The sequence below is a fragment of the Cupriavidus cauae genome, from assembly GCF_026210475.1.
Classification (GTDB): Bacteria; Pseudomonadota; Gammaproteobacteria; order Burkholderiales; family Burkholderiaceae; genus Cupriavidus; species Cupriavidus cauae.
The window spans coordinates 453,558-472,127 of sequence record NZ_CP080293.1 but is presented as its reverse complement, the minus strand read 5'-3'; the positions used below and the strand labels follow the sequence as shown (position 1 = coordinate 472,127).

At 67.8% G+C, this 18,570-nt stretch carries 23 protein-coding genes; all 23 read left to right on the top strand.

Features of this window, described 5'->3' with window-relative positions:
* The first annotated feature begins 321 nt into the window (after positions 1–321).
* The 23 genes from KZ686_RS02155 (at position 322) to tatA (ending at position 18,486) form a co-directional block, all read left to right on the top strand.
* On the top strand, positions 322–1,503 hold the full coding sequence (locus tag KZ686_RS02155; RefSeq protein ID WP_265632932.1) for a Bug family tripartite tricarboxylate transporter substrate binding protein: 1,182 nt from the start codon (positions 322–324) through the stop codon (positions 1,501–1,503).
* Between the two features lie 376 nt (positions 1,504–1,879).
* Positions 1,880–2,728 (top strand): ABC transporter ATP-binding protein, encoded by an 849-nt coding sequence (locus KZ686_RS02150; protein WP_255650892.1) that lies wholly within the window; start codon positions 1,880–1,882, stop codon positions 2,726–2,728.
* A 26-nt stretch (positions 2,729–2,754) separates the two neighbouring features.
* Complete coding sequence (gene mlaE / locus KZ686_RS02145) at positions 2,755–3,516, top strand: lipid asymmetry maintenance ABC transporter permease subunit MlaE (RefSeq protein ID WP_150082635.1); 762 nt, start codon at positions 2,755–2,757, stop codon at positions 3,514–3,516.
* Between the two features lie 49 nt (positions 3,517–3,565).
* The gene (mlaD, locus tag KZ686_RS02140; protein WP_006575761.1) at positions 3,566–4,045 is read left to right on the top strand and encodes an outer membrane lipid asymmetry maintenance protein MlaD; all 480 of its coding nucleotides are present in this window, start codon (positions 3,566–3,568) and stop codon (positions 4,043–4,045) included.
* Positions 4,042–4,875, top strand: a complete 834-nt coding sequence (locus KZ686_RS02135) for an MlaA family lipoprotein (protein ID WP_149319719.1) — start codon at positions 4,042–4,044, stop codon at positions 4,873–4,875. Before mlaD ends, KZ686_RS02135 begins: the two co-directional genes overlap by 4 nt.
* A 229-nt stretch (positions 4,876–5,104) precedes the next feature.
* Complete coding sequence (locus KZ686_RS02130) at positions 5,105–5,728, top strand: MlaC/ttg2D family ABC transporter substrate-binding protein (RefSeq protein WP_265632931.1); 624 nt, start codon at positions 5,105–5,107, stop codon at positions 5,726–5,728.
* 69 nt (positions 5,729–5,797) lie between these two features.
* The gene (locus KZ686_RS25490) at positions 5,798–6,301 is read left to right on the top strand and encodes an STAS domain-containing protein (RefSeq protein WP_407648500.1); all 504 of its coding nucleotides are present in this window, start codon (positions 5,798–5,800) and stop codon (positions 6,299–6,301) included.
* A gap of 301 nt (positions 6,302–6,602) precedes the next feature.
* Entirely contained in the window at positions 6,603–7,652 is a 1,050-nt protein-coding gene (locus tag KZ686_RS02120; RefSeq protein WP_149319716.1) for an ABC transporter ATP-binding protein, read from the top strand.
* Positions 7,653–7,729: 77 nt separating this feature from the next.
* Positions 7,730–8,500: an ABC transporter permease gene (locus KZ686_RS02115; RefSeq protein ID WP_149319765.1), complete on the top strand. Its 771-nt coding sequence runs from the start codon at positions 7,730–7,732 to the stop codon at positions 8,498–8,500.
* Between the two features lie 67 nt (positions 8,501–8,567).
* The gene (locus tag KZ686_RS02110; RefSeq protein WP_149319715.1) at positions 8,568–8,840 is read left to right on the top strand and encodes a BolA family protein; all 273 of its coding nucleotides are present in this window, start codon (positions 8,568–8,570) and stop codon (positions 8,838–8,840) included.
* Between the two features lie 16 nt (positions 8,841–8,856).
* Positions 8,857–10,110 carry a UDP-N-acetylglucosamine 1-carboxyvinyltransferase gene (murA, locus tag KZ686_RS02105; protein ID WP_149319714.1) on the top strand — a complete coding sequence of 418 codons (1,254 nt, stop codon included), beginning with the start codon at positions 8,857–8,859 and terminating at the stop codon, positions 10,108–10,110.
* Between the two features lie 15 nt (positions 10,111–10,125).
* Positions 10,126–10,788: an ATP phosphoribosyltransferase gene (gene hisG / locus KZ686_RS02100; protein WP_149319713.1), complete on the top strand. Its 663-nt coding sequence runs from the start codon at positions 10,126–10,128 to the stop codon at positions 10,786–10,788.
* Between the two features lie 31 nt (positions 10,789–10,819).
* A complete protein-coding gene (gene hisD / locus KZ686_RS02095; RefSeq protein ID WP_149319712.1) occupies positions 10,820–12,148 on the top strand; it encodes a histidinol dehydrogenase in 1,329 nt (442 codons plus the stop codon).
* A gap of 54 nt (positions 12,149–12,202) precedes the next feature.
* Positions 12,203–13,303 (top strand): histidinol-phosphate transaminase, encoded by a 1,101-nt coding sequence (hisC, locus tag KZ686_RS02090; RefSeq protein ID WP_226109494.1) that lies wholly within the window; start codon positions 12,203–12,205, stop codon positions 13,301–13,303.
* A gap of 4 nt (positions 13,304–13,307) precedes the next feature.
* Complete coding sequence (gene hisB, locus KZ686_RS02085; RefSeq protein ID WP_006575772.1) at positions 13,308–13,895, top strand: imidazoleglycerol-phosphate dehydratase HisB; 588 nt, start codon at positions 13,308–13,310, stop codon at positions 13,893–13,895.
* 144 nt (positions 13,896–14,039) lie between these two features.
* A complete protein-coding gene (gene hisH / locus KZ686_RS02080) occupies positions 14,040–14,693 on the top strand; it encodes an imidazole glycerol phosphate synthase subunit HisH (protein ID WP_149319710.1) in 654 nt (217 codons plus the stop codon).
* Positions 14,694–14,783: 90 nt separating this feature from the next.
* Entirely contained in the window at positions 14,784–15,530 is a 747-nt protein-coding gene (hisA, locus tag KZ686_RS02075; protein ID WP_149319709.1) for a 1-(5-phosphoribosyl)-5-[(5-phosphoribosylamino)methylideneamino]imidazole-4-carboxamide isomerase, read from the top strand.
* Between the two features lie 80 nt (positions 15,531–15,610).
* The gene (gene hisF / locus KZ686_RS02070; protein ID WP_149319708.1) at positions 15,611–16,381 is read left to right on the top strand and encodes an imidazole glycerol phosphate synthase subunit HisF; all 771 of its coding nucleotides are present in this window, start codon (positions 15,611–15,613) and stop codon (positions 16,379–16,381) included.
* A 2-nt stretch (positions 16,382–16,383) separates the two neighbouring features.
* Positions 16,384–16,791, top strand: coding sequence for a phosphoribosyl-AMP cyclohydrolase (gene hisI, locus KZ686_RS02065; protein ID WP_149319707.1), 408 nt, complete (start codon positions 16,384–16,386; stop codon positions 16,789–16,791).
* The gene (locus tag KZ686_RS02060; RefSeq protein WP_150082610.1) at positions 16,791–17,183 is read left to right on the top strand and encodes a phosphoribosyl-ATP diphosphatase; all 393 of its coding nucleotides are present in this window, start codon (positions 16,791–16,793) and stop codon (positions 17,181–17,183) included. Before hisI ends, KZ686_RS02060 begins: the two co-directional genes overlap by 1 nt.
* Before the next feature lie 85 nt (positions 17,184–17,268).
* Positions 17,269–17,661: a DUF4870 family protein gene (locus KZ686_RS02055; RefSeq protein WP_265632930.1), complete on the top strand. Its 393-nt coding sequence runs from the start codon at positions 17,269–17,271 to the stop codon at positions 17,659–17,661.
* 74 nt (positions 17,662–17,735) lie between these two features.
* Positions 17,736–18,092: a histidine triad nucleotide-binding protein gene (locus KZ686_RS02050; protein ID WP_149319705.1), complete on the top strand. Its 357-nt coding sequence runs from the start codon at positions 17,736–17,738 to the stop codon at positions 18,090–18,092.
* A 151-nt stretch (positions 18,093–18,243) separates the two neighbouring features.
* Positions 18,244–18,486: a Sec-independent protein translocase subunit TatA gene (gene tatA, locus KZ686_RS02045; RefSeq protein ID WP_149319704.1), complete on the top strand. Its 243-nt coding sequence runs from the start codon at positions 18,244–18,246 to the stop codon at positions 18,484–18,486.
* The last annotated feature ends 84 nt before the right edge of the window (positions 18,487–18,570 follow it).

Sequence of the window (18,570 nt, the reverse complement as noted above, 5' to 3'; positions counted from 1 at the left end):
GCGAACGCTTGGTACAAGGGACCACTCGGCAACAGGGACCACTTCGCAACAGGGACCACTTCGCAACAGGGACCACTCCGCAACAGGGGCCACTCCGCAACAGGGGCCACTCCGCAACAGGGGCCACTCCGCAACAGGGGGGCCACTCCGCAACCAGGCGGCCGCCCGATGTGCGTCGGGGTTGACCCGGCTATGGTTAACGCGGTCTGTGCTCGCCGGAACCGACTCCGTACAATCGTCCACAGCAAGAACAACGCTGCCTCGCTCACCCCTGTCTGCCAATCCAGGCGCCCCGCCAGCGCGGCGCCCCGGAGGATCTCGATGCCCGAAGTACGCATGCTTGCGCGGCTTTGGCGAGGTAAGGCGACGTTGCACTTCCCCGCCGTGACGGCGACCGGCGCGCGCACTGCGCGGCCGGGCGCGGCTTCCGGCCCCGGGCGCGCGGCGGTCATGATGTGCCTTCTGTCGGCTCTCCTCGGCCCGGCCAGCGACGCGCTGGCCGCACCCCCGGTCGCGCGATCCGCCGCGCCATCCAGCGCGCCCGCCACCGCGCCCGCCACCGCGCAATCTGCGGCGCCATCCTCCGCTGCACGCTCCGCCCCGATGTCGTTCCCCGCCCGCCCATTGCGGCTGGTCGTGCCGTTTCCCGCCGGCGGCGTGCCGGACGCCATCGCCCGCACGCTGGCCGAGAAGCTGACCGCCAAGCTTGGCGTGCCGGTCGAGGTCGACAACCGTCCCAGCGCCAATGGCACCACCGCCGGCGACGTGGTCGCCAAGGCCAGCTCCGACGGCCACACGCTGCTGCTGCACCAGTCCACCATGCTGATCCAGTCCGGCGTGGAGCCGCTGCCCTACGACGTGGTGCGCGACTTCACGCCGGTGGCGCGGGTCGCGGCGATGCCGCTGTTCCTGGTGATCGACGCGCGGCTGCCGATCCGCACGGCGCAGCAGTGGCTGGCGGCGGTGCGCGCCAACCCGGGTGCCTACAGCGTCGGCACGGCGCAGGCCGGCACCCCGGCCCATCTGTATGCGGAATACGCGGTGCGCGGCATCCCCAATGGCGTGCCGCTGGTGACTGCCAAGGGCGAGGCGGCCCTGGTGCAGGAGATGCTGGCCGGCCGCATCAGCGCCTGCTTCTGCAACTTCGCGGCGGTCCAGCAGCATGTGCGCGAGGGCACCCTGCGGCTGCTCGGCGTGGCCGGCTCGGCGCGTTCGTCGCTGGCGCCCGGCGTGCCGACACTGCACGAGAGTGGACTCGACGGCTACGGCGCGGGGCCGTGGCTGGGCGTGCTGGCGCCCGCCAAGACCCCGCGCGCGATCGTGGCGAAGCTGGCCACGGTGCTCGACGAGGTGGTGCGCGAGGGGGACGTCGCGCGCCGGCTGGAATCGGTAGGGCTGACGCCGCTGCGCGACTCGCCCGAGGCCTTCGCCACCTCGATCCGCTCGGAATCGATCCAGTGGCAGGTGATCCTGCGGCAGGCCGGCGGACCGGTCGAACCTTGAGTCTCCCCCCACGGCCGGCGTTGCGGGGAAGGGCATCAGCGGAAGGGCGTCAGCGAGAAGGGCGTCAACTGGGAGGGCGTCAACTGGGAGGGCGTCAACTGGGAGGGCGTCAACTGGGAGGGCGTCAACTGGGAGGGCGTCAACTGGAAGGGCGTCAACTGGAAGGGCGCCAACTGGGAGGCGTCAACTGGGAGGCGTCAACTGGGAGGCGTCAACTGGGAGGGCGCCGGGCCGCGGGGCACTGCCATGCCCTGGCCCGGAACGCAACCGATTCCGCTTCGTCGCCCGATAGCGCACGTCGCGCCGCGTTGCAGCATTTCATCGCGGGCGCATTGCCCGGCACGCGCCCGGACGAGTATAGGTATTAGCACTTATAATGCCGACCGTCCCTAGCGATGCCAACGTGACTGAAACCACACCCAACCTCGTCGAGCTGCAAGCGGTCGACTTCGCCTATGCGGCGGGCGGCAAGCCCATCCTGTCGGGCCTGTCCATGCGGATTCCGCGTGGCAAGGTCGTCGCGGTCATGGGCGGCTCCGGCTGCGGCAAGACCACCGTGCTGCGGCTGATCGGCGGCCAGGTCCGGCCGCAGCGCGGCCATGTCCGCTTCGACGGCGCCGATATCCCGGCGCTGGACCGCGCCGGCCTCTATGCGGCACGGCGGCAGATGGGGATGCTGTTCCAGTTCGGCGCGCTGTTTACCGACCTGTCGGTATTCGACAACGTCGCCTTTCCGCTGCGCGAACACACCGACCTGCCCGAGTCGATGATCCGCGACCTGGTGCTGATGAAGCTCAACGCGGTGGGCCTGCGCGGGGCGCGCGACCTGATGCCCGCGCAGATCTCGGGGGGCATGGCGCGCCGCGTGGCGCTGGCCCGGGCCATCGCGCTGGACCCCTCGCTGCTGATGTACGACGAGCCCTTTGCCGGGCTCGATCCGATTTCGCTGGGCCTGACCGCGCGGCTGATCCGCACGCTGAACGACGCGCTCGGCGCCACCACGATCATCGTGTCGCACGACGTGCACGAGACCTTCCAGATCGCCGACTACGTGTATTTCATCGCCGAAGGCCGCATCGCGGCGGAAGGGGAGCCCGAGGCGCTGCGCGCCTCGACCGATCCCTTCGTCCACCAGTTCGTGCATGCCGAGGCCGACGGCCCGGTGCCGTTCCACTACGGCGGGCCGTCGCTCGCCGAGGACTTCGTCGGCGGGGCGGGGCGGTGATGGGCGCGCTCTACAACGCCATCGCGATGGTCGGCTCGGCGGTGCGCCAGAGCGTCGAGGGCCTGGGCATGGCCACGCGCATGTTCTTCGCGATGCTGGCGATGTCGCCGTCGATGCTGCGCCGCTTCCGGCTGGTGTCGGACCAGATCTTCTTCGTCGGCAACCTGTCGCTGGTGATCATCGCCGTGTCCGGGCTGTTCGTCGGCTTCGTGCTCGGCCTGCAGGGCTACTACACGCTGAACCGCTACGGCTCCGAGCAGGCGCTAGGGCTGCTGGTGGCGCTGTCGCTGGTGCGCGAGCTGGGGCCGGTGGTGACCGCGCTGCTGTTCGCGGGGCGCGCCGGCACTTCGCTGACCGCCGAGATCGGCCTGATGAAGGCGGGCGAGCAGCTGACCGCGATGGAAATGATGGCGGTGAACCCGCTGCAGCGCGTGGTCGCGCCGCGCTTCTGGGCGGGCGTGATCGCGATGCCGGTGCTGGCGGCGATCTTCAGCGCGGTCGGCATCCTGGGCGGCTACATCGTCGGCGTGCAGCTGATCGGCGTCGACGCCGGCGCCTTCTGGTCGCAGATGCAGGGCGGCGTCGATGTGCGCGACGACGTGCTGAACGGCGTCATCAAGAGCTTTATCTTCGGCATTGCCGTGACGTTTATCGCCTTGTACCAGGGCTACGAGGCCAAGCCGACGCCCGAGGGCGTGTCGCGCGCCACCACCCGCACCGTGGTGATCGCGTCGCTCGCCGTGCTGGGGCTCGATTTCCTGCTGACGGCGCTGATGTTCAGTACCTGAGCCCCGCATGGGCGCCGTCGCATCCCGCTGGTTGAACTAGAGAATTCCGATGAGAAAGAACGCACTCGATTTCTGGGTGGGGCTGTTCGTGGTGGCCGGCTTCGTGGCCCTGCTGTTCCTCGCGCTGAAGGCCGGGAACATGAGCGCCTTCACCTTCGAGGACACCTACACCGTGCAGGCCCGCTTCGACAATATCGGCGGGCTGAAGGCACGTGCTCCGGTCAAGAGCGCCGGCGTGGTGGTGGGCCGCGTCGCGCAGATCAGCTTCGACGACAAGAACTACCAGGCCACGGTGACGATGCACCTGGAGCAGCGCTACCAGTTTCCCAAGGACACGTCGGCCAAGATCCTGACGTCGGGGCTGCTGGGTGAGCAATACATCGGCCTCGAAGCGGGCGGCGACACCGCCATGCTGGCCGACGGCGCGCGGATCACGATGACCCAGTCGGCCGTGGTGCTGGAGAATTTGATCGGGCAGTTCCTATACAACAAGGCGGCCGACGCGGGCGGCACGGGAGCGGAGAAATGAGGGGTTCGGGAGTTCACGGGCGCTGGCTGCTGGCCGGCGCGATGGCGGTCGCCCTGGCGGGCTGCGCGACGGGGCCGGACGCCAATCCGCGCGACCCGCTCGAGCCGTTCAACCGCGAAGTCAACAAGATCAACGAGGACTTCGACAAGGGCGTGATGCGCCCGATCGCCGAGGTCTATGCCGACTACGTGCCGTCGCCGGTGCGCACCGCGGTCAGCAACGTGTTCTCCAACGTCAGCGACGTCTACTCGGCGCTGAACAACCTGCTGCAGGGCAAGCCGACGCGCTTCGCCGAGGACACCATGCGGGTGGCGATCAACACCGTGCTGGGCATCGGCGGCCTGATCGACATCGCCACGCCGGCCGGCCTGCCCAAGTACAAGGAAGACTTCGGCCAGACGCTGGGCGTGTGGGGTGTGCCGCCCGGCCCGTACCTGGTGCTGCCGCTGTTCGGTCCGAGCACGGTGCGCGACACCGGCGGCATGCTGGTCGACCGGCAGGCCGACCCGTCGGCCTACCTGCATCCGGTCTGGATGCGCAATACGCTGATCGGCGTGCGCGTGGTCAGCGCCCGCGCCGAGCTGCTGGGCGCCAGCAGCCTGGTCGAGATGGCCGCGCTGGACCGCTACTCGTTCATGCGCGACGCCTATCTGCAGCGCCGCGAGTACCTGGTCTACGACGGCAATCCGCCGGACCGCGAGGACGATGGCGTCGACGGCGACGCCAAGCCGACGCCCCCGAGCTCCGGTTCGGGCGAAAGCCTGCCCGGCCAGACCATGCCGGTGCCGCCGGTGGCGCCGTCGCTGTCGCCCGGGCGGCTTGGCCTGTGAGGGATTGCTGAACACCGACGCTGACCCTGACGCTGAGAGGCGCCGGCGTCACCGCGGTGGAGGCGCGGCCCTCCGGCTTTGTGAGCGCCCGGTCACCGCTGCAACAAACTGTGATAACCGGTGCCAGCGCCCCGCGCCCCCGGCACCATGAACTTGCCCGGGGTGCGCGCTCTCCAACTCAACGCACCCCCCGCCGCCCCCGGCGGAACAAGATAGACAAGGAAAAACCATGTTCAAGCGACTGTTGCTTCCCTTCATCGCCGCCTTCGCCATGGCCGCCGCGGCCATGGCCCAGAGCCCGGACACCTCGACCCCGGACGGCCTGATCAAGGCGCTGGTGGACGACGTGATGGCCACCGTCAAGGCCGACAAGGAAATGCAGGCCGGCAGCATCCCCAAGATCACCGCGCTGGTCGAGCAGAAGATCCTGCCGAACGCCAACTTCCAGAAGACCACGCAGATCGCGATGGGCCGCAACTGGGCGAAGGCGACGCCGGAGCAGCAGAAGCAGATCGTCGAGGAATTCAAGATGCTGCTGATCCGCACCTATGCGGGCGCCGTCTCGCAGATCCGCGACCAGACCGTGCAGTTCCGCCCGTTCCGCGCGGCGCCGGAAGACACCGAGGTCACCGTGCGCACCCAGGTCATCAACAAGGGCGAGCCGATCCAGATGGACTACCGCCTGGAGAAGACGCCGCAGGGCTGGAAGGTCTACGACATCAACGTGCTGGGCGCCTGGCTGACCGAAGCCTACAAGGGCAGCTTCAACACGATCGCCAGCCAGCAGGGTATCGAAGGCGTGATCAAGACCCTGCAGGACCGCAACCGCCAGCTGGCCAGCGCGAAGGGCTAAGCCGGCTGAGCCAGCAGAGCAAGTCGAGCCCCGGCGCGGCTGCCATGCCGTGACGACGCGGCGCAGCACGTGGATGCTGCGCCGCGTTACAATGCCGGCTCGGTGCGCAAGCTTCACCCGCACCGGCCGTTTTGCCCCGACCAAGCCCCTTACCGACCGACCGCCTCGATGCTTTCACTCGGAACCTCGCTGACCAACCGCAACGCCGCCGCCGTGCTGCGCGATGCGGCCGCGCGCGTCGCGCAAGGGGAAGCGCAGGTCGATTGCAGCGCGCTCGGACAGGTCGATTCGTCGGCGGTGGCCGTGATGCTGGCGCTGCATCGCGATGCCAGCGCGCGCGGCCGGACCCTGGCGTTCGTCGGCGTGCCGCAGCAACTGGCCGCGCTCGCCAGCCTGTACGGGGTCGATACGCTGCTGGCGCTGTCGCCGCAGGACCCGGCATCGGTGCCGGCGCAAGCGGTTGCCGACACTGCGGCCGACATTGCGGCCGAACCTGTCGCCGAATTCAGGACCGAATCCGCGCCTGCTTCGGCCGCCGCCCCCCTAGAGCAAGCCGGCTTGCATCGACATTGAACCGGCATCCGCGGTGAGCGCGAGGCGATGGCCCGCGCCGGCACCGTCGCGATGCCTCGGCGCCGGCCGCCAGCCGACGCCGCGTCCCAAGCGGGGACCTCCTCGCATCCCCTATAATTCCGGGTTATTCGTTCGTCAGCACCGCCCGCGCGCCAACGCGCAATGCGCCTGCCACGCCGGCAGCCGGCAAGCCAGGCGGGCGACCAGTCCGGCAGCTGTATCACCCTCAGGCGGTCCCCGCCATTTCCAGGAGCCCGGCGCGGCAGCGCGACGCTCGCACGCCCGCCAGACGATATCGGCCATGAAAGCCATCGAAATCCAGGATGTCCGCAAGCGCTACCGCAATCTGCAGGCGCTCAAGGGCGTCAGCTTCAGCGTCGAGCGCGGCGAATTCTTCGGCCTGCTCGGCCCCAACGGCGCGGGCAAGACCACGCTGATCTCGATCCTCGCCGGACTGAACCGGGCCGACTCGGGCCAGGTGCGCGTGCACGGCCACGACGTGGTCGGCGATTACCGGGTGGCGCGCCGCATGCTGGGCGTGGTGCCGCAGGAGCTGGTGTTCGATCCGTTCTTCACCGTGCGCGAGACGCTGCGGCTGCAGTCGGGCTATTTCGGCCTGACCCGCAATGACGACTGGATCGACGAGATCATGGCCAACCTGGACCTGACCGACAAGGCCGACGCCAACATGCGGCAACTGTCGGGCGGCATGAAGCGCCGCGTGCTGGTCGCGCAGGCGCTGGTGCATCGTCCGCCGGTGATCGTGCTCGACGAACCGACCGCGGGCGTCGACGTGGAGCTGCGCCAGACGCTGTGGAAATTCATCTCCCGGCTGAACCGCGAAGGTCATACCATCATCCTGACCACCCACTATCTGGAAGAGGCCGAGGCCCTGTGCGACCGCATCGCGATGCTCAAGTTCGGCGAGGTGGTGGCGCTGGACCGCACCAGCAGCCTGCTGAGCCAGTTCGCCGGCCTGCAACTGGTGCTGACGCTGTCGGCCGGCCGCCTGCCGGCCTCGCTGGAGCCGCTGCGGATGCCGTCCAATCCGGGCGAGCGCGCGATCCGGCTGCGGTTGTCCGGCTACCAGGTAGTCGAACCGATCCTCGCGGCCTGCCGCGAGGCGGGCTGCGAAATCGAAGACATGGAAATCAACAAGGCCGACCTCGAGGACGTATTTGTGCAGATCATGGGGAGAGAAGGGCGCAAGCCGGCTTCGCGTGACGCCGGAGCGGACCGCGACGCGGACAGGGACGCTGACGGCGGCGCGAGCGGCGACGGCGGCAAGCGCGCCGCGGCCCCGACCGAACCGGTCAATGCCACCCCTTCCTCGCTGGAGAGCCCGGTATGAAACATCCTGCCGGACTCGATCAGGCGCAACAGGACGCCCGTCACGGCGGCGGCGACGACAGCCGGCACCTGGCGCCGATGGCGGTGGGCGGCCTGGTGGGCTTTCGCACGCTGCTCTACAAGGAAGTGCTGCGCTTCTGGAAGGTCAGCTTCCAGACCGTGGCCGCGCCGGTGCTGACCGCGATCCTCTATCTGCTGATCTTCGGCCATGTGCTGGAGGACCGCGTCCGCGTCTACGACCAGATCAGCTACACCGCCTTCCTGGTGCCCGGGCTGGTGATGATGAGCATCCTGCAGAACGCGTTCGCCAACAGCTCGTCGTCGCTGATCCAGTCCAAGATCACCGGCAACCTGGTGTTCGTTCTGCTGCCGCCGCTGTCGCACTGGGAGATGTTCGGCGCCTACGTGACCGCCGCCATCGTGCGCGGGCTGGCGGTCGGCCTGGGCGTGCTGCTGGTGACGGTTTGGTTCGCCGACCTGCATGTGGCCAATGTCGCCTGGATCGTCGTCTTCGCGCTGCTCGGCGCCGGCATGCTGGGCACGCTGGGCCTGATCGCCGGCATCTGGGCCGAGAAGTTCGACCAGCTGGCCGCCTTCCAGAATTTCCTGATCATGCCGGCGACCTTCCTGTCCGGCGTGTTTTATTCGATCCACTCGCTGCCCGCGTTCTGGCAGACGGTGTCGCACGCCAACCCGTTCTTCTACATGATCGACGGGTTCCGCCATGGCTTCTTCGGCGTCTCCGACGTGTCGCCGTGGTTCAGCCTGGCCGTGGTGGCGAGCGCCTTCGCGGTCGTCGCGGCCATCGCGCTGCGGCTGCTGCAGACCGGCTACAAGCTGCGGCACTGATCTTGCGAGACCAGGCCGGGCCGACACGCGCGAGAGCGGGACGCACACAGACGAAACGGGATTCACCATGCTGCCTACACCGGAACAAGTCAGGGACTACATCGCCCAGGGGCTGCCCTGCGAACACCTCGAAGTGGAGGGCGACGGCCAGCACTTCTTTGCCACCATCGTCAGCGCCGAGTTCGAGGGCAAGCGGCTGATCCAGCGCCATCAGCGCGTCTATGCCGCGCTCGGCGACCGCATGCGGGCCGAGATCCACGCGCTGTCGATGAAGACGCTGACGCCGGCCGAATGGCAAGGCGGGCAGGGCGAACATGCCGGCCAGCCCGGCCAGCGCTGAGCGGCCGCGCATCCTCATGGATCAACTCGAAATCCACGGCAACGGACCGCTGCGCGGCGAAATCCGCGTCTCGGGGGCGAAGAACGCCGCCCTGCCGATCCTGTGCGCGAGCCTGCTGACGGCCGACACGCTGACCCTGGACAACGTGCCTGATCTGCAGGACGTGCGCACCATGCTGGCGCTGCTGCGCCAGATGGGCGTGCAGGTCGAGCAGGACGGCACGCACCTGACGCTGAACGCGGGCGCGATCCTCTCGCCCGAGGCGCCCTATGAAATGGTCAAGACCATGCGCGCGTCGATCCTGGTGCTCGGGCCGCTGGTCGCGCGCCTGGGCGAGGCGCGGGTATCGCTGCCCGGCGGCTGCGCCATCGGTGCGCGGCCGGTCGACCAGCACATCAAGGGCCTGCAGGCCATGGGCGCCGACATCGCGATCGAGCACGGCTTCATCCACGCGCGTGCGCGTCGGCTCAAGGGCGCGCGCATCGTCACGGACATGATCACGGTGACGGGCACCGAGAACCTGCTGATGGCGGCCACGCTGGCCGAGGGCGAGACCGTGCTGGAGAACGCGGCGCGCGAGCCCGAGGTCACCGACCTGGCCAACCTGCTGGTGAGCATGGGCGCCCGCATCGAGGGCATCGGCACCGACCGGCTGGTGATTCACGGCGTCGAGCGCCTGCACGGGGCCGAGCATCGCGTGATTGCCGATCGCATCGAGGCCGGCACGTTCCTGTGCGCCGCCGCGGCGACGCTGGGCGAGGTGGTGGTGCGCGATGTCCCGCCGGTCATTCTGGACGCGGTGCTCGACAAGCTGGTTGAAGCCGGTGCATCGATCGAGCGCGGCGCCGACTGGGTGCGGCTGTCGATGCGCCAGCGCCCACGGGCGGTCAGCTTTCGCACCTCCGAATACCCGGCCTTTCCGACCGACATGCAGGCGCAGTTCATGGCGCTCGATTGCGTGGCCGACGGCACGGCGCGGGTCACCGAGACGATCTTCGAGAACCGCTTCATGCACGTGCAGGAGCTGAACCGGCTCGGCGCCAATATCGCGGTCGAAGGCAATACCGCGGTGGTGACCGGCGTGCCGCGCCTGTCGGGCGCGCGCGTGATGGCGACCGATCTGCGCGCCTCGGCCAGCCTGGTGATTGCCGGCCTGATCGCCGACGGCGAAACGGTGATCGACCGCATCTACCACCTGGACCGCGGCTACGACCGCATGGAAGACAAGCTGTCCGCAGTCGGTGCGCGCATCCGCCGCATCGCCGGCTGACCCACGAACAAGACGATGAGCCCTTCTCCGAACCAGCTGACCCTGGCCCTATCCAAGGGCCGGATCTTTACCGAAACCATGCCGCTGCTGGCGGCCGCGGGCATCGAGGTCACCGAAGACCCGGAAACCTCGCGCAAGCTGATCCTGCCGACCACCGACCCGGACGTGCGCGTGATCATCGTGCGCGCCTCCGACGTGCCCACCTATGTGCAGTACGGCGCCGCCGACTTTGGCGTGGCGGGCAAGGACGTGCTGATGGAGCATGGGATGGCCGGCCTGTATGCGCCGATCGACCTGAATATCGCCCGCTGCCGCATGTCGGTGGCGGTGCCGGCGGGCTTCGACTATGTCCGCGCGGTACGGCAGGGGGCGCGGCTGGCGGTGGCGACCAAGTATGTGCAGACCGCGCGCGAGCATTTCGCCAAGAAGGGCGTCCACGTCGATCTGATCAAGCTGTACGGCTCGATGGAGCTCGGTCCGCTGGTCGGGCTGGCCGATGCGATCGTCGACCTGGTCAGCACCGGCGGCACGCTGCGCGCCAACAATCTGGTGGAAGTCGAGGAGATCGTGCAGATCTCGTCGCGCCTGGTGATCAACCAGGCCGCGCTCAAGCTCAAGCGCGAGCGGCTGGCGCCGATCCTCGAAGCGTTTGAACGGGCCTCCGCGGCCGTGGCGTGATGCCATGGCCGACGGCCCGGGGAATGGAGTCATGAACGAACAAAGCCTGAACATCCGCCGACTGGACTCGGCCAGCACGGACTTCCCCGTGCGGCTGCGCCAGCTGCTGGCCTTCGAGGCCGGCGAGGACGAGGCCATCGAGCGCGCCGTTGCGCAGATCCTGGCCGACGTCAAGGTGCGCGGCGATGCCGCGGTGCTCGAATACACGATGCGCTTCGACCGTGTCGAAGCCGAATCGCTGGCCGCGCTGGAACTGTCGCCGGCCGAGATGGACGCCGCGCTCGAGGAGCTCGAGCCCAAACGCCGCGCCGCGCTCGAGGCGGCCGCGGCGCGCGTGCGCGCCTACCACGAGAAGCAGAAGATCGAATGCGGCAGCCATAGCTGGGAATACGCGGAGGCCGACGGCACCGTGCTCGGCCAGAAGGTGACGCCGCTCGATCGCGTCGGCCTCTATGTGCCGGGCGGCAAGGCGGCCTATCCGTCATCGGTGCTGATGAACGCGATTCCGGCCCGCGTCGCCGGCGTCAAGGAAGTGATCATGGTGGTGCCGACCCCGGGCGGCGTGCGCAACCCGCTGGTGCTGGCGGCCGCGGCGATCGCCGGCGTCGACCGCGTGTTCACCATCGGCGGTGCCCAGGCGGTCGGCGCGCTCGCATACGGTACCGAGACGCTGCCGCAGGTCGACAAGATCGTCGGCCCGGGCAACGCCTATGTCGCCGCGGCCAAGCGCCGCGTGTTCGGCACGGTCGGCATCGACATGATCGCCGGCCCGTCCGAGATCCTGGTGATCTGCGACGGCAGCACCGACCCGGACTGGGTCGCGATGGACCTGTTCTCGCAGGCCGAGCACGACGAGATGGCGCAGTCGATCCTGCTGTGCCCGGATTCCGGCTATCTGCTCAAGGTCGAGGACAGCATCCGCCGCCTGCTCGACGACATGCCGCGCCGCGACGTGATCGCGGCCTCGATCGGCGGCCGCGGCGCGCTGATCAAGGTACGCGACATGGACGAGGCCTGCGACATCGCCAACGCGATCGCGCCCGAGCACCTGGAGATCTCCGCGCTCAATCCGCGCCAGTGGGCCGAGAAGATCCGCCACGCCGGCGCGATCTTCCTGGGCCAGTTCACCAGCGAATCGCTGGGCGACTACTGCGCGGGCCCGAACCACGTGTTGCCGACCTCGCGCACCGCGCGCTTCTCGTCGCCGCTGGGCGTCTATGACTTCCAGAAGCGCTCGAGCCTGATCGAGGTCAGCGAGGCGGGCGCGCAGATGCTGGGCCAGATCGCCGCGGAACTTGCCTATGGCGAGGGCCTGCAGGCGCATGCCCGCAGCGCCGAATACCGCCTCAAGCGCAGTTGATTTGCCGGGGCGGCCCGCGTGCCGTCCCTTTACTCCCCAACCGAAGAGGAATCCATGTCAGCAGTCGAGCCTTCCCTGATCGAGCGAATCATCCGTGACGACGTCCGCGCCATGGGCGCCTATCACGTGGCCGATTCGCACGGTCTGATCAAGCTCGACGCGATGGAGAACCCGTACCAGTTGCCTGCGCCGCTGCGCGAGCAGCTCGGCAAGCGGCTGGCCGAGGTCGCGCTGAACCGTTATCCGGTACCGACCAGCGAGGCGCTGCGCGCGCGCCTGAAGCACGTGATGGATGTGCCCGCCGGCATGGAGATCCTGCTCGGCAACGGCTCGGACGAGATCATCAGCATGCTGGCGCTGGCGGTCGCACGGCCGGGCGCCAAGGTGATGGCGCCCGTGCCCGGCTTCGTGATGTACGCGATGTCGGCGCAGTTCACCGGCCTCGAGTTCGTCGGCGTGCCGCTGCGCGCGGACTTCACGCTGGACCGCGCCGCGATGCTGGCCGCGATGGCCGAGCACAAGCCGGCGGTGATCTACCTCGCCTATCCGAACAATCCGACCGGCACGCTGTTCGACGAGCAGGACATGGAGGCGATCGTGCGCGCCGCGCAGGGCGAGGTCTGCCACAGCCTGGTGGTGGTCGACGAGGCCTACCAGCCGTTCGCGCAGCACAGCTGGATGCCGCGGCTGCCGGAGTTCGGCAATCTGCTGGTGATGCGCACCGTGTCGAAGCTGGGCCTGGCCGGCATCCGGCTCGGCTACCTGGCCGGCGATCCGGCCTGGCTCGCGCAGATCGACAAGGTGCGCCCGCCGTATAACGTCAACGTGCTGACCGAGGCGACCGCGCTGTTCGTGCTCGAGCATGTCGACGTGCTCGACGAACAGGCCGCGCAATTGCGTGCCGAACGCGCCAGCGTGGCCGCGGCGATGGCCGCGCATCCGGGCGTTACCGTGTTCCCCAGCGCCGGCAATTTCCTGCTGGTGCGCGTGCCCGATGCCGCGCGAATCTTCGATCGGCTGCTCGCGCGCAAGGTGCTGATCAAGAACGTGAGTAAAATGCACCCATTGCTGGCCAACTGTCTGCGCGTGACGGTCAGCACCCCCGAAGAAAATGCGCAGTTTCTCGAGGCGTTTGCCGCCTCGCTGCAGGATTAGCACCATGCGTGTTGCCGAGGTCACCCGCAATACCTCCGAGACCCAGATCCGCGTCGCGCTGAATCTGGACGGCACCGGACGCCAGCTGCTGGCTTCCGGCGTTCCCTTCCTGGACCACATGCTGGACCAGATCGCCCGCCATGGCATGTTCGACCTCGAGGTCGAGGCCAAGGGCGACACCCATATCGACGACCACCATACGGTCGAGGATGTGGGCATCACGCTGGGACAGGCGGTGGCCAAGGCCATCGGCGACAAGAAGGGCATCACCCGCTATGGGCACAGCTACGTGCCGCTCGATGAATGCCTGTCGCGCGTGGTGATCGATTTCTCGGGCCGCCCGGGGCTGGAGTTCCACGTGCCGTTCACCCGGGCGCGCGTCGGCAGCTTCGATGTCGACCTGACCATCGAGTTCTTCCGCGGCTTCGTCAATCATGCCGGCGTGACGCTGCATATCGACAATCTGCGCGGCATCAATGCCCACCATCAATGCGAAACGGTATTCAAGGCCTTCGGCCGGGCGCTGCGCATGGCGGTAGAGCTGGACCCGCGCGCGGCCAATACGATTCCGTCGACCAAGGGCACGCTCTGATTTCGATACCGGTCCGATGAAGGGTGGCGGGGTTTTCCTGCCGCCGCCCACGCCGACCGGTTTCTACCGATCTCTTCCGGACTCCACCACCCTCCACCGTTTCCGAGGGGACGGCCACGCGATGCCACGGCCGTTTCCAACATCATGACTACGATTGCAATTGTGGATTACGGCATGGGCAACCTGCGCTCGGTGGCGCAGGCGCTGCGCCGTGCGGCGCCCGACGCCGATGTGCGCGTCGTCGATGCGCCCGAGGGCATCCGCGCCGCCGAGCGCGTGGTGCTGCCCGGCCAGGGCGCGATGCCCGACTGCATGGCGGCGCTCAATGCCTCGGGGCTGCGCGAGGCCGTGCTCGAGGCCGCGGCCAGCAAGCCGCTGCTGGGCGTGTGCGTTGGCGAACAGATGCTGTTCGAAGCGAGCAGGGAAAGTAGGGCCGGTGCGGACAGCACGCCATGCCTGGGCCTGATGCCGGGCGAGGTGGTCCGCTTCGAGCTCGACGGCATGACGCAGCCGGACGGCTCGCGCTACAAGGTGCCGCAGATGGGCTGGAACCGCGTTCGCCAGACCCGCCCGCATCCGCTGTGGCAGGGTATTCCCGATCAGAGCTGGTTCTATTTCGTCCACAGCTACTATGTGCAGCCGCGCGATTCCGCCCATACTGCCGGGGAAACCGAATATGGCGTCGTGTTTACCAGCGCGGTGGCCCGGGATAATATTTTTGCCACGCAGTTCCACCCGGAGAAAAGCGCCGCACTCGGCTTGCAGCTCTACCGGAATTTCGTGGACTGGAAGCCCTGATTCACCAAGCCGTTCGACGCAGGCAAGGCCGGGCCGGCAGCGCCGGTCCCGCCAGGACAACCTTTTTACTTCAACACGCTCGTCACGCTTATGTTGCTCATTCCGGCCATCGACCTGAAGGACGGTCAATGTGTACGCCTCAAACAAGGCGATATGGACCAGGCCACCGTCTTCTCCGAAGAGCCCGCCGCCATGGCACGACATTGGGTGGAACAGGGCGCGCGGCGTCTGCACCTGGTCGACCTGAACGGCGCCTTCGTCGGCAAGCCCCGCAATGAGGCCGCGATCAAGGCCATCATCGCCGAGGTCGGCGAAGAGATCCCGGTCCAGCTCGGCGGAGGCATCCGGGACCTGAACACGATCGAGCGGTGGCTGGACGACGGCCTGTCGTACATCATCATCGGCACCGCCGCGGTCAAGAATCCGGGCTTCCTGAAGGATGCATGCTCGGCGTTCGGCGGCCACATCATCGTCGGACTCGATGCCCGCGACGGCAAGGTCGCCACCGACGGCTGGAGCAAGCTGACCGGCCACGAGGTGATCGACCTGGCGCGCAAGTACGAGGACTACGGCGTCGAGGCGATCATCTACACCGACATCGGCCGCGACGGCATGCTGCAGGGCATCAACATCGATGCCACCGTCAAGCTGGCCCAGTCGGTGTCGATCCCGGTGATCGCGAGCGGCGGCCTGTCGAACATGAGCGATATCGACCGGCTGTGCTCGGTCGAGAGCGAAGGCGTCGAAGGGGTGATCTGCGGCCGCGCGATCTACTCCGGCGACCTGAATTTCGCGGACGCGCAGGCGCTCGCGGACAAACTCGGCGCCGGCCAGTAAGCCGTCGCCATTGCGCCCCCGGGGGGGCGCTGCTGCCCGCGTCGCGCCGTGCCTGCGCGCGCCGCGTGGCAAGGATTCCGATGCTAGCCAAACGTATCATCCCCTGCCTGGACGTGACCAACGGGCGGGTGGTCAAAGGGGTCAACTTCGTTGAATTGCGCGACGCGGGCGACCCGGTCGAGATCGCGCGCCGCTATGACGAGCAGGGCGCGGACGAAATCACATTCCTCGACATCACCGCGACCAGCGACGGCCGCGACCTGATGCTGAACATCATCGAGGCGGTGGCCTCGCAGGTGTTCATTCCGCTGACGGTCGGCGGCGGCGTGCGCACCGTCGAGGACGTGCGCCGCCTGCTCAATGCTGGCGCGGACAAGATCAGCGTCAATTCGTCGGCGATCAGCAATCCGCAGCTGGTGTCGGACGCCACCGCGCGCTACGGCTCGCAATGCATCGTGGTGGCGATCGACGCCAAGCGCAGCTCGGCACCGGGCGAGCCGCCGCGCTGGGAAGTGTTCACCCACGGCGGGCGCAAGGCCACCGGCCTCGACGCGGTCGAGTGGGCGCGCGAAATGGCGCGCCGCGGCGCCGGTGAACTGCTGCTGACCAGCATGGACCGCGACGGCACCAAAAGCGGTTTCGATCTCGAACTGACCCGCGCGGTCAGCGACGCGGTCGGCGTGCCGGTGATCGCCTCGGGCGGCGTCGGCGGGCTGCAGGACCTGGCCGACGGCATCCGCATCGGCCATGCCGACGCGGTGCTGGCGGCGAGCATCTTCCACTACGGCCAGCACACGGTGGCCGAGGCGAAGGCATTCATGGCCCGCGAGGGCATTCCGATGCGGGTTTGACGATGCAAAAGAAGTGGCTCAACAAGGTCAAATGGGACGACCACGGCCTGGTGCCGGTGATCGTGCAGGAAGTCGGCTCCAACGACGTGCTGATGTTCGCCTTCATGAATCGCGAGGCGCTGCAGCGCACCGTCGAGCTCGGCGAGGCGGTGTTCTGGTCGCGTTCGCGCAAGCGGCTGTGGCACAAGGGCGAGGAGTCGGGCCATGTGCAGAAGGTGCATGAGATCCGGCTCGATTGCGACGAGGACGTGGTGCTGCTGAAGGTCACGCAGGCCGGCGACATCGCCTGCCACACCGGCCGCCATTCCTGCTTCTTTCAGAAATTCGAGGGCGACGTCGAGGACGGCGACTGGCAGACCGTCGAACCGGTGTTGAAGGACCCCTCGTCCATCTACGGCAGCAATCACTGATGAGCGACTCTTCTGCGAACCAGGCCGACGCGCTGGCCGACGTGCTCGCGCGCGTGGCCGCGGTGCTCGAATCGCGCAAGCCCGAACACGGCGGCGATCCCGACAAATCCTATGTCGCGCGGTTGTTCCATAAAGGCGACGACGCGATCCTGAAGAAGATCGGCGAGGAAGCGACCGAAACGGTGATGGCGGCCAAGGATGCGCGCGCCGCCGGCCTGGCCGGCCCCGCGCTCGACAAGGTGGTCTACGAGGTCGCGGACCTGTGGTTCCACAGCATGGTGCTGTTGGCCCGCTTTGGCCTGAGTCCGGCCGACGTGGTGGCCGAACTGGCGCGCCGCGAGGGGCTGTCGGGACTGGCCGAAAAGGCCGCGCGCACGGCCGAGCCGAAGTGAGCGCCGGCGCCCCTCGGCGGGCGGCGGTGTATCGTGTGGCACAGTATCGTCTGGACCGAACCGTGCGCACACGCAAGGAGGTGCAATGAGCAACGACTATCCCGGCCAGGTGGTGCCCAGCAGCGGCGGCGCGCAGCTCGACAGCCTGCGCAAGCTGACCCATATCCTGTACGGGCTGTATGCGATTTTCTGGCTGACCGGCGGCATCACCGCGCTGATCGCGATCATCATCAACTACGTCAAGCGCGACGATGCGCGCGGCACACTCTATGCGTCGCACTTTGCGTGGCAGATCCGCTCGTTCTGGTGGTCGGTCGCGTGGACCGTGCTGGGGGGCGTGCTGTTTGCCACCGTGGTCGGCATCGCACTGGCCTTCATCGTCTGGGGCCTGTTGTCGCTGTGGATTCTTTACCGTATTGTCAAAGGCTGGTTGTATTTGAACGACAGCAAGCCGATGTACCCGGAGCAGCGTTTCTAGATTTCCAGACGGCGCGAACCGGGCCAGGCTGAATTCCGGCTTGCCGGTGTCCTTCACTTCGCAATGAAACTTTCATGAACGCACACGAGAATTGCATCTTCTGCAAGATCGTCGCCGGCCAGATACCGTCGCGCAAAGTGTACGAGGACGCCGACATGCTGGCGTTCCACGATATCCATCCGAAGGCGCCGGTGCACTTCCTGATCATTCCGAAGGTGCATGTAGACTCGCTCGCCGACTGCGGCCCGGGCGAAGGCGACGTGCTTGCTAAAATGCTGCTCAAGGCGCCGCAGCTGGCCCGCGAGGCGGGCTGCGGCAATGGCTTCCGCACCGTGATCAACACCGGTTCGGACGGCGGCCAGGAGGTCTATCACCTGCATCTGCACGTGATGGGCGGGCCGCGGACCGAATGGAAGGTCGCGCTGCCGTAGGCCGCCGCGGCAAGCCTGGAGTAAAGAATGACGTCCTGCCGCTCGCGGCGGACGGAACAGCGCCGGCTACCGTCGCCCGGCGTGCGAGCTCGGACGGAACAACGGGTCCGCGTGGCAAGGTGCCGCGCGGGGCTTCATCAGGAGCAGGAAAATGGGTTCGTTTAGCATTTGGCATTGGCTGATCGTGCTGGTGATCGTCATGCTGGTCTTCGGTACGAAGAAGCTGCGCAATATCGGGCAGGATCTGGGCGGCGCGGTCAAGGGCTTCAAGGACGGCATGAAGGATCCCAACGCCCCGGCGGGCGAGGACACCGCCGCCGGCACGCCCAAGGAACTGCGCGACTCGACCACCATCGACGTGGACGCCAAGGAAAAGTCGCGCCAGCAGCAGTAATCCGCATCATGCAGTCAGTCGGCGTCCGGCCGGCGCGGCCCCGCATCGGCCGGGCCGGCCCCCGGTACACTGATTCCCTCCTTC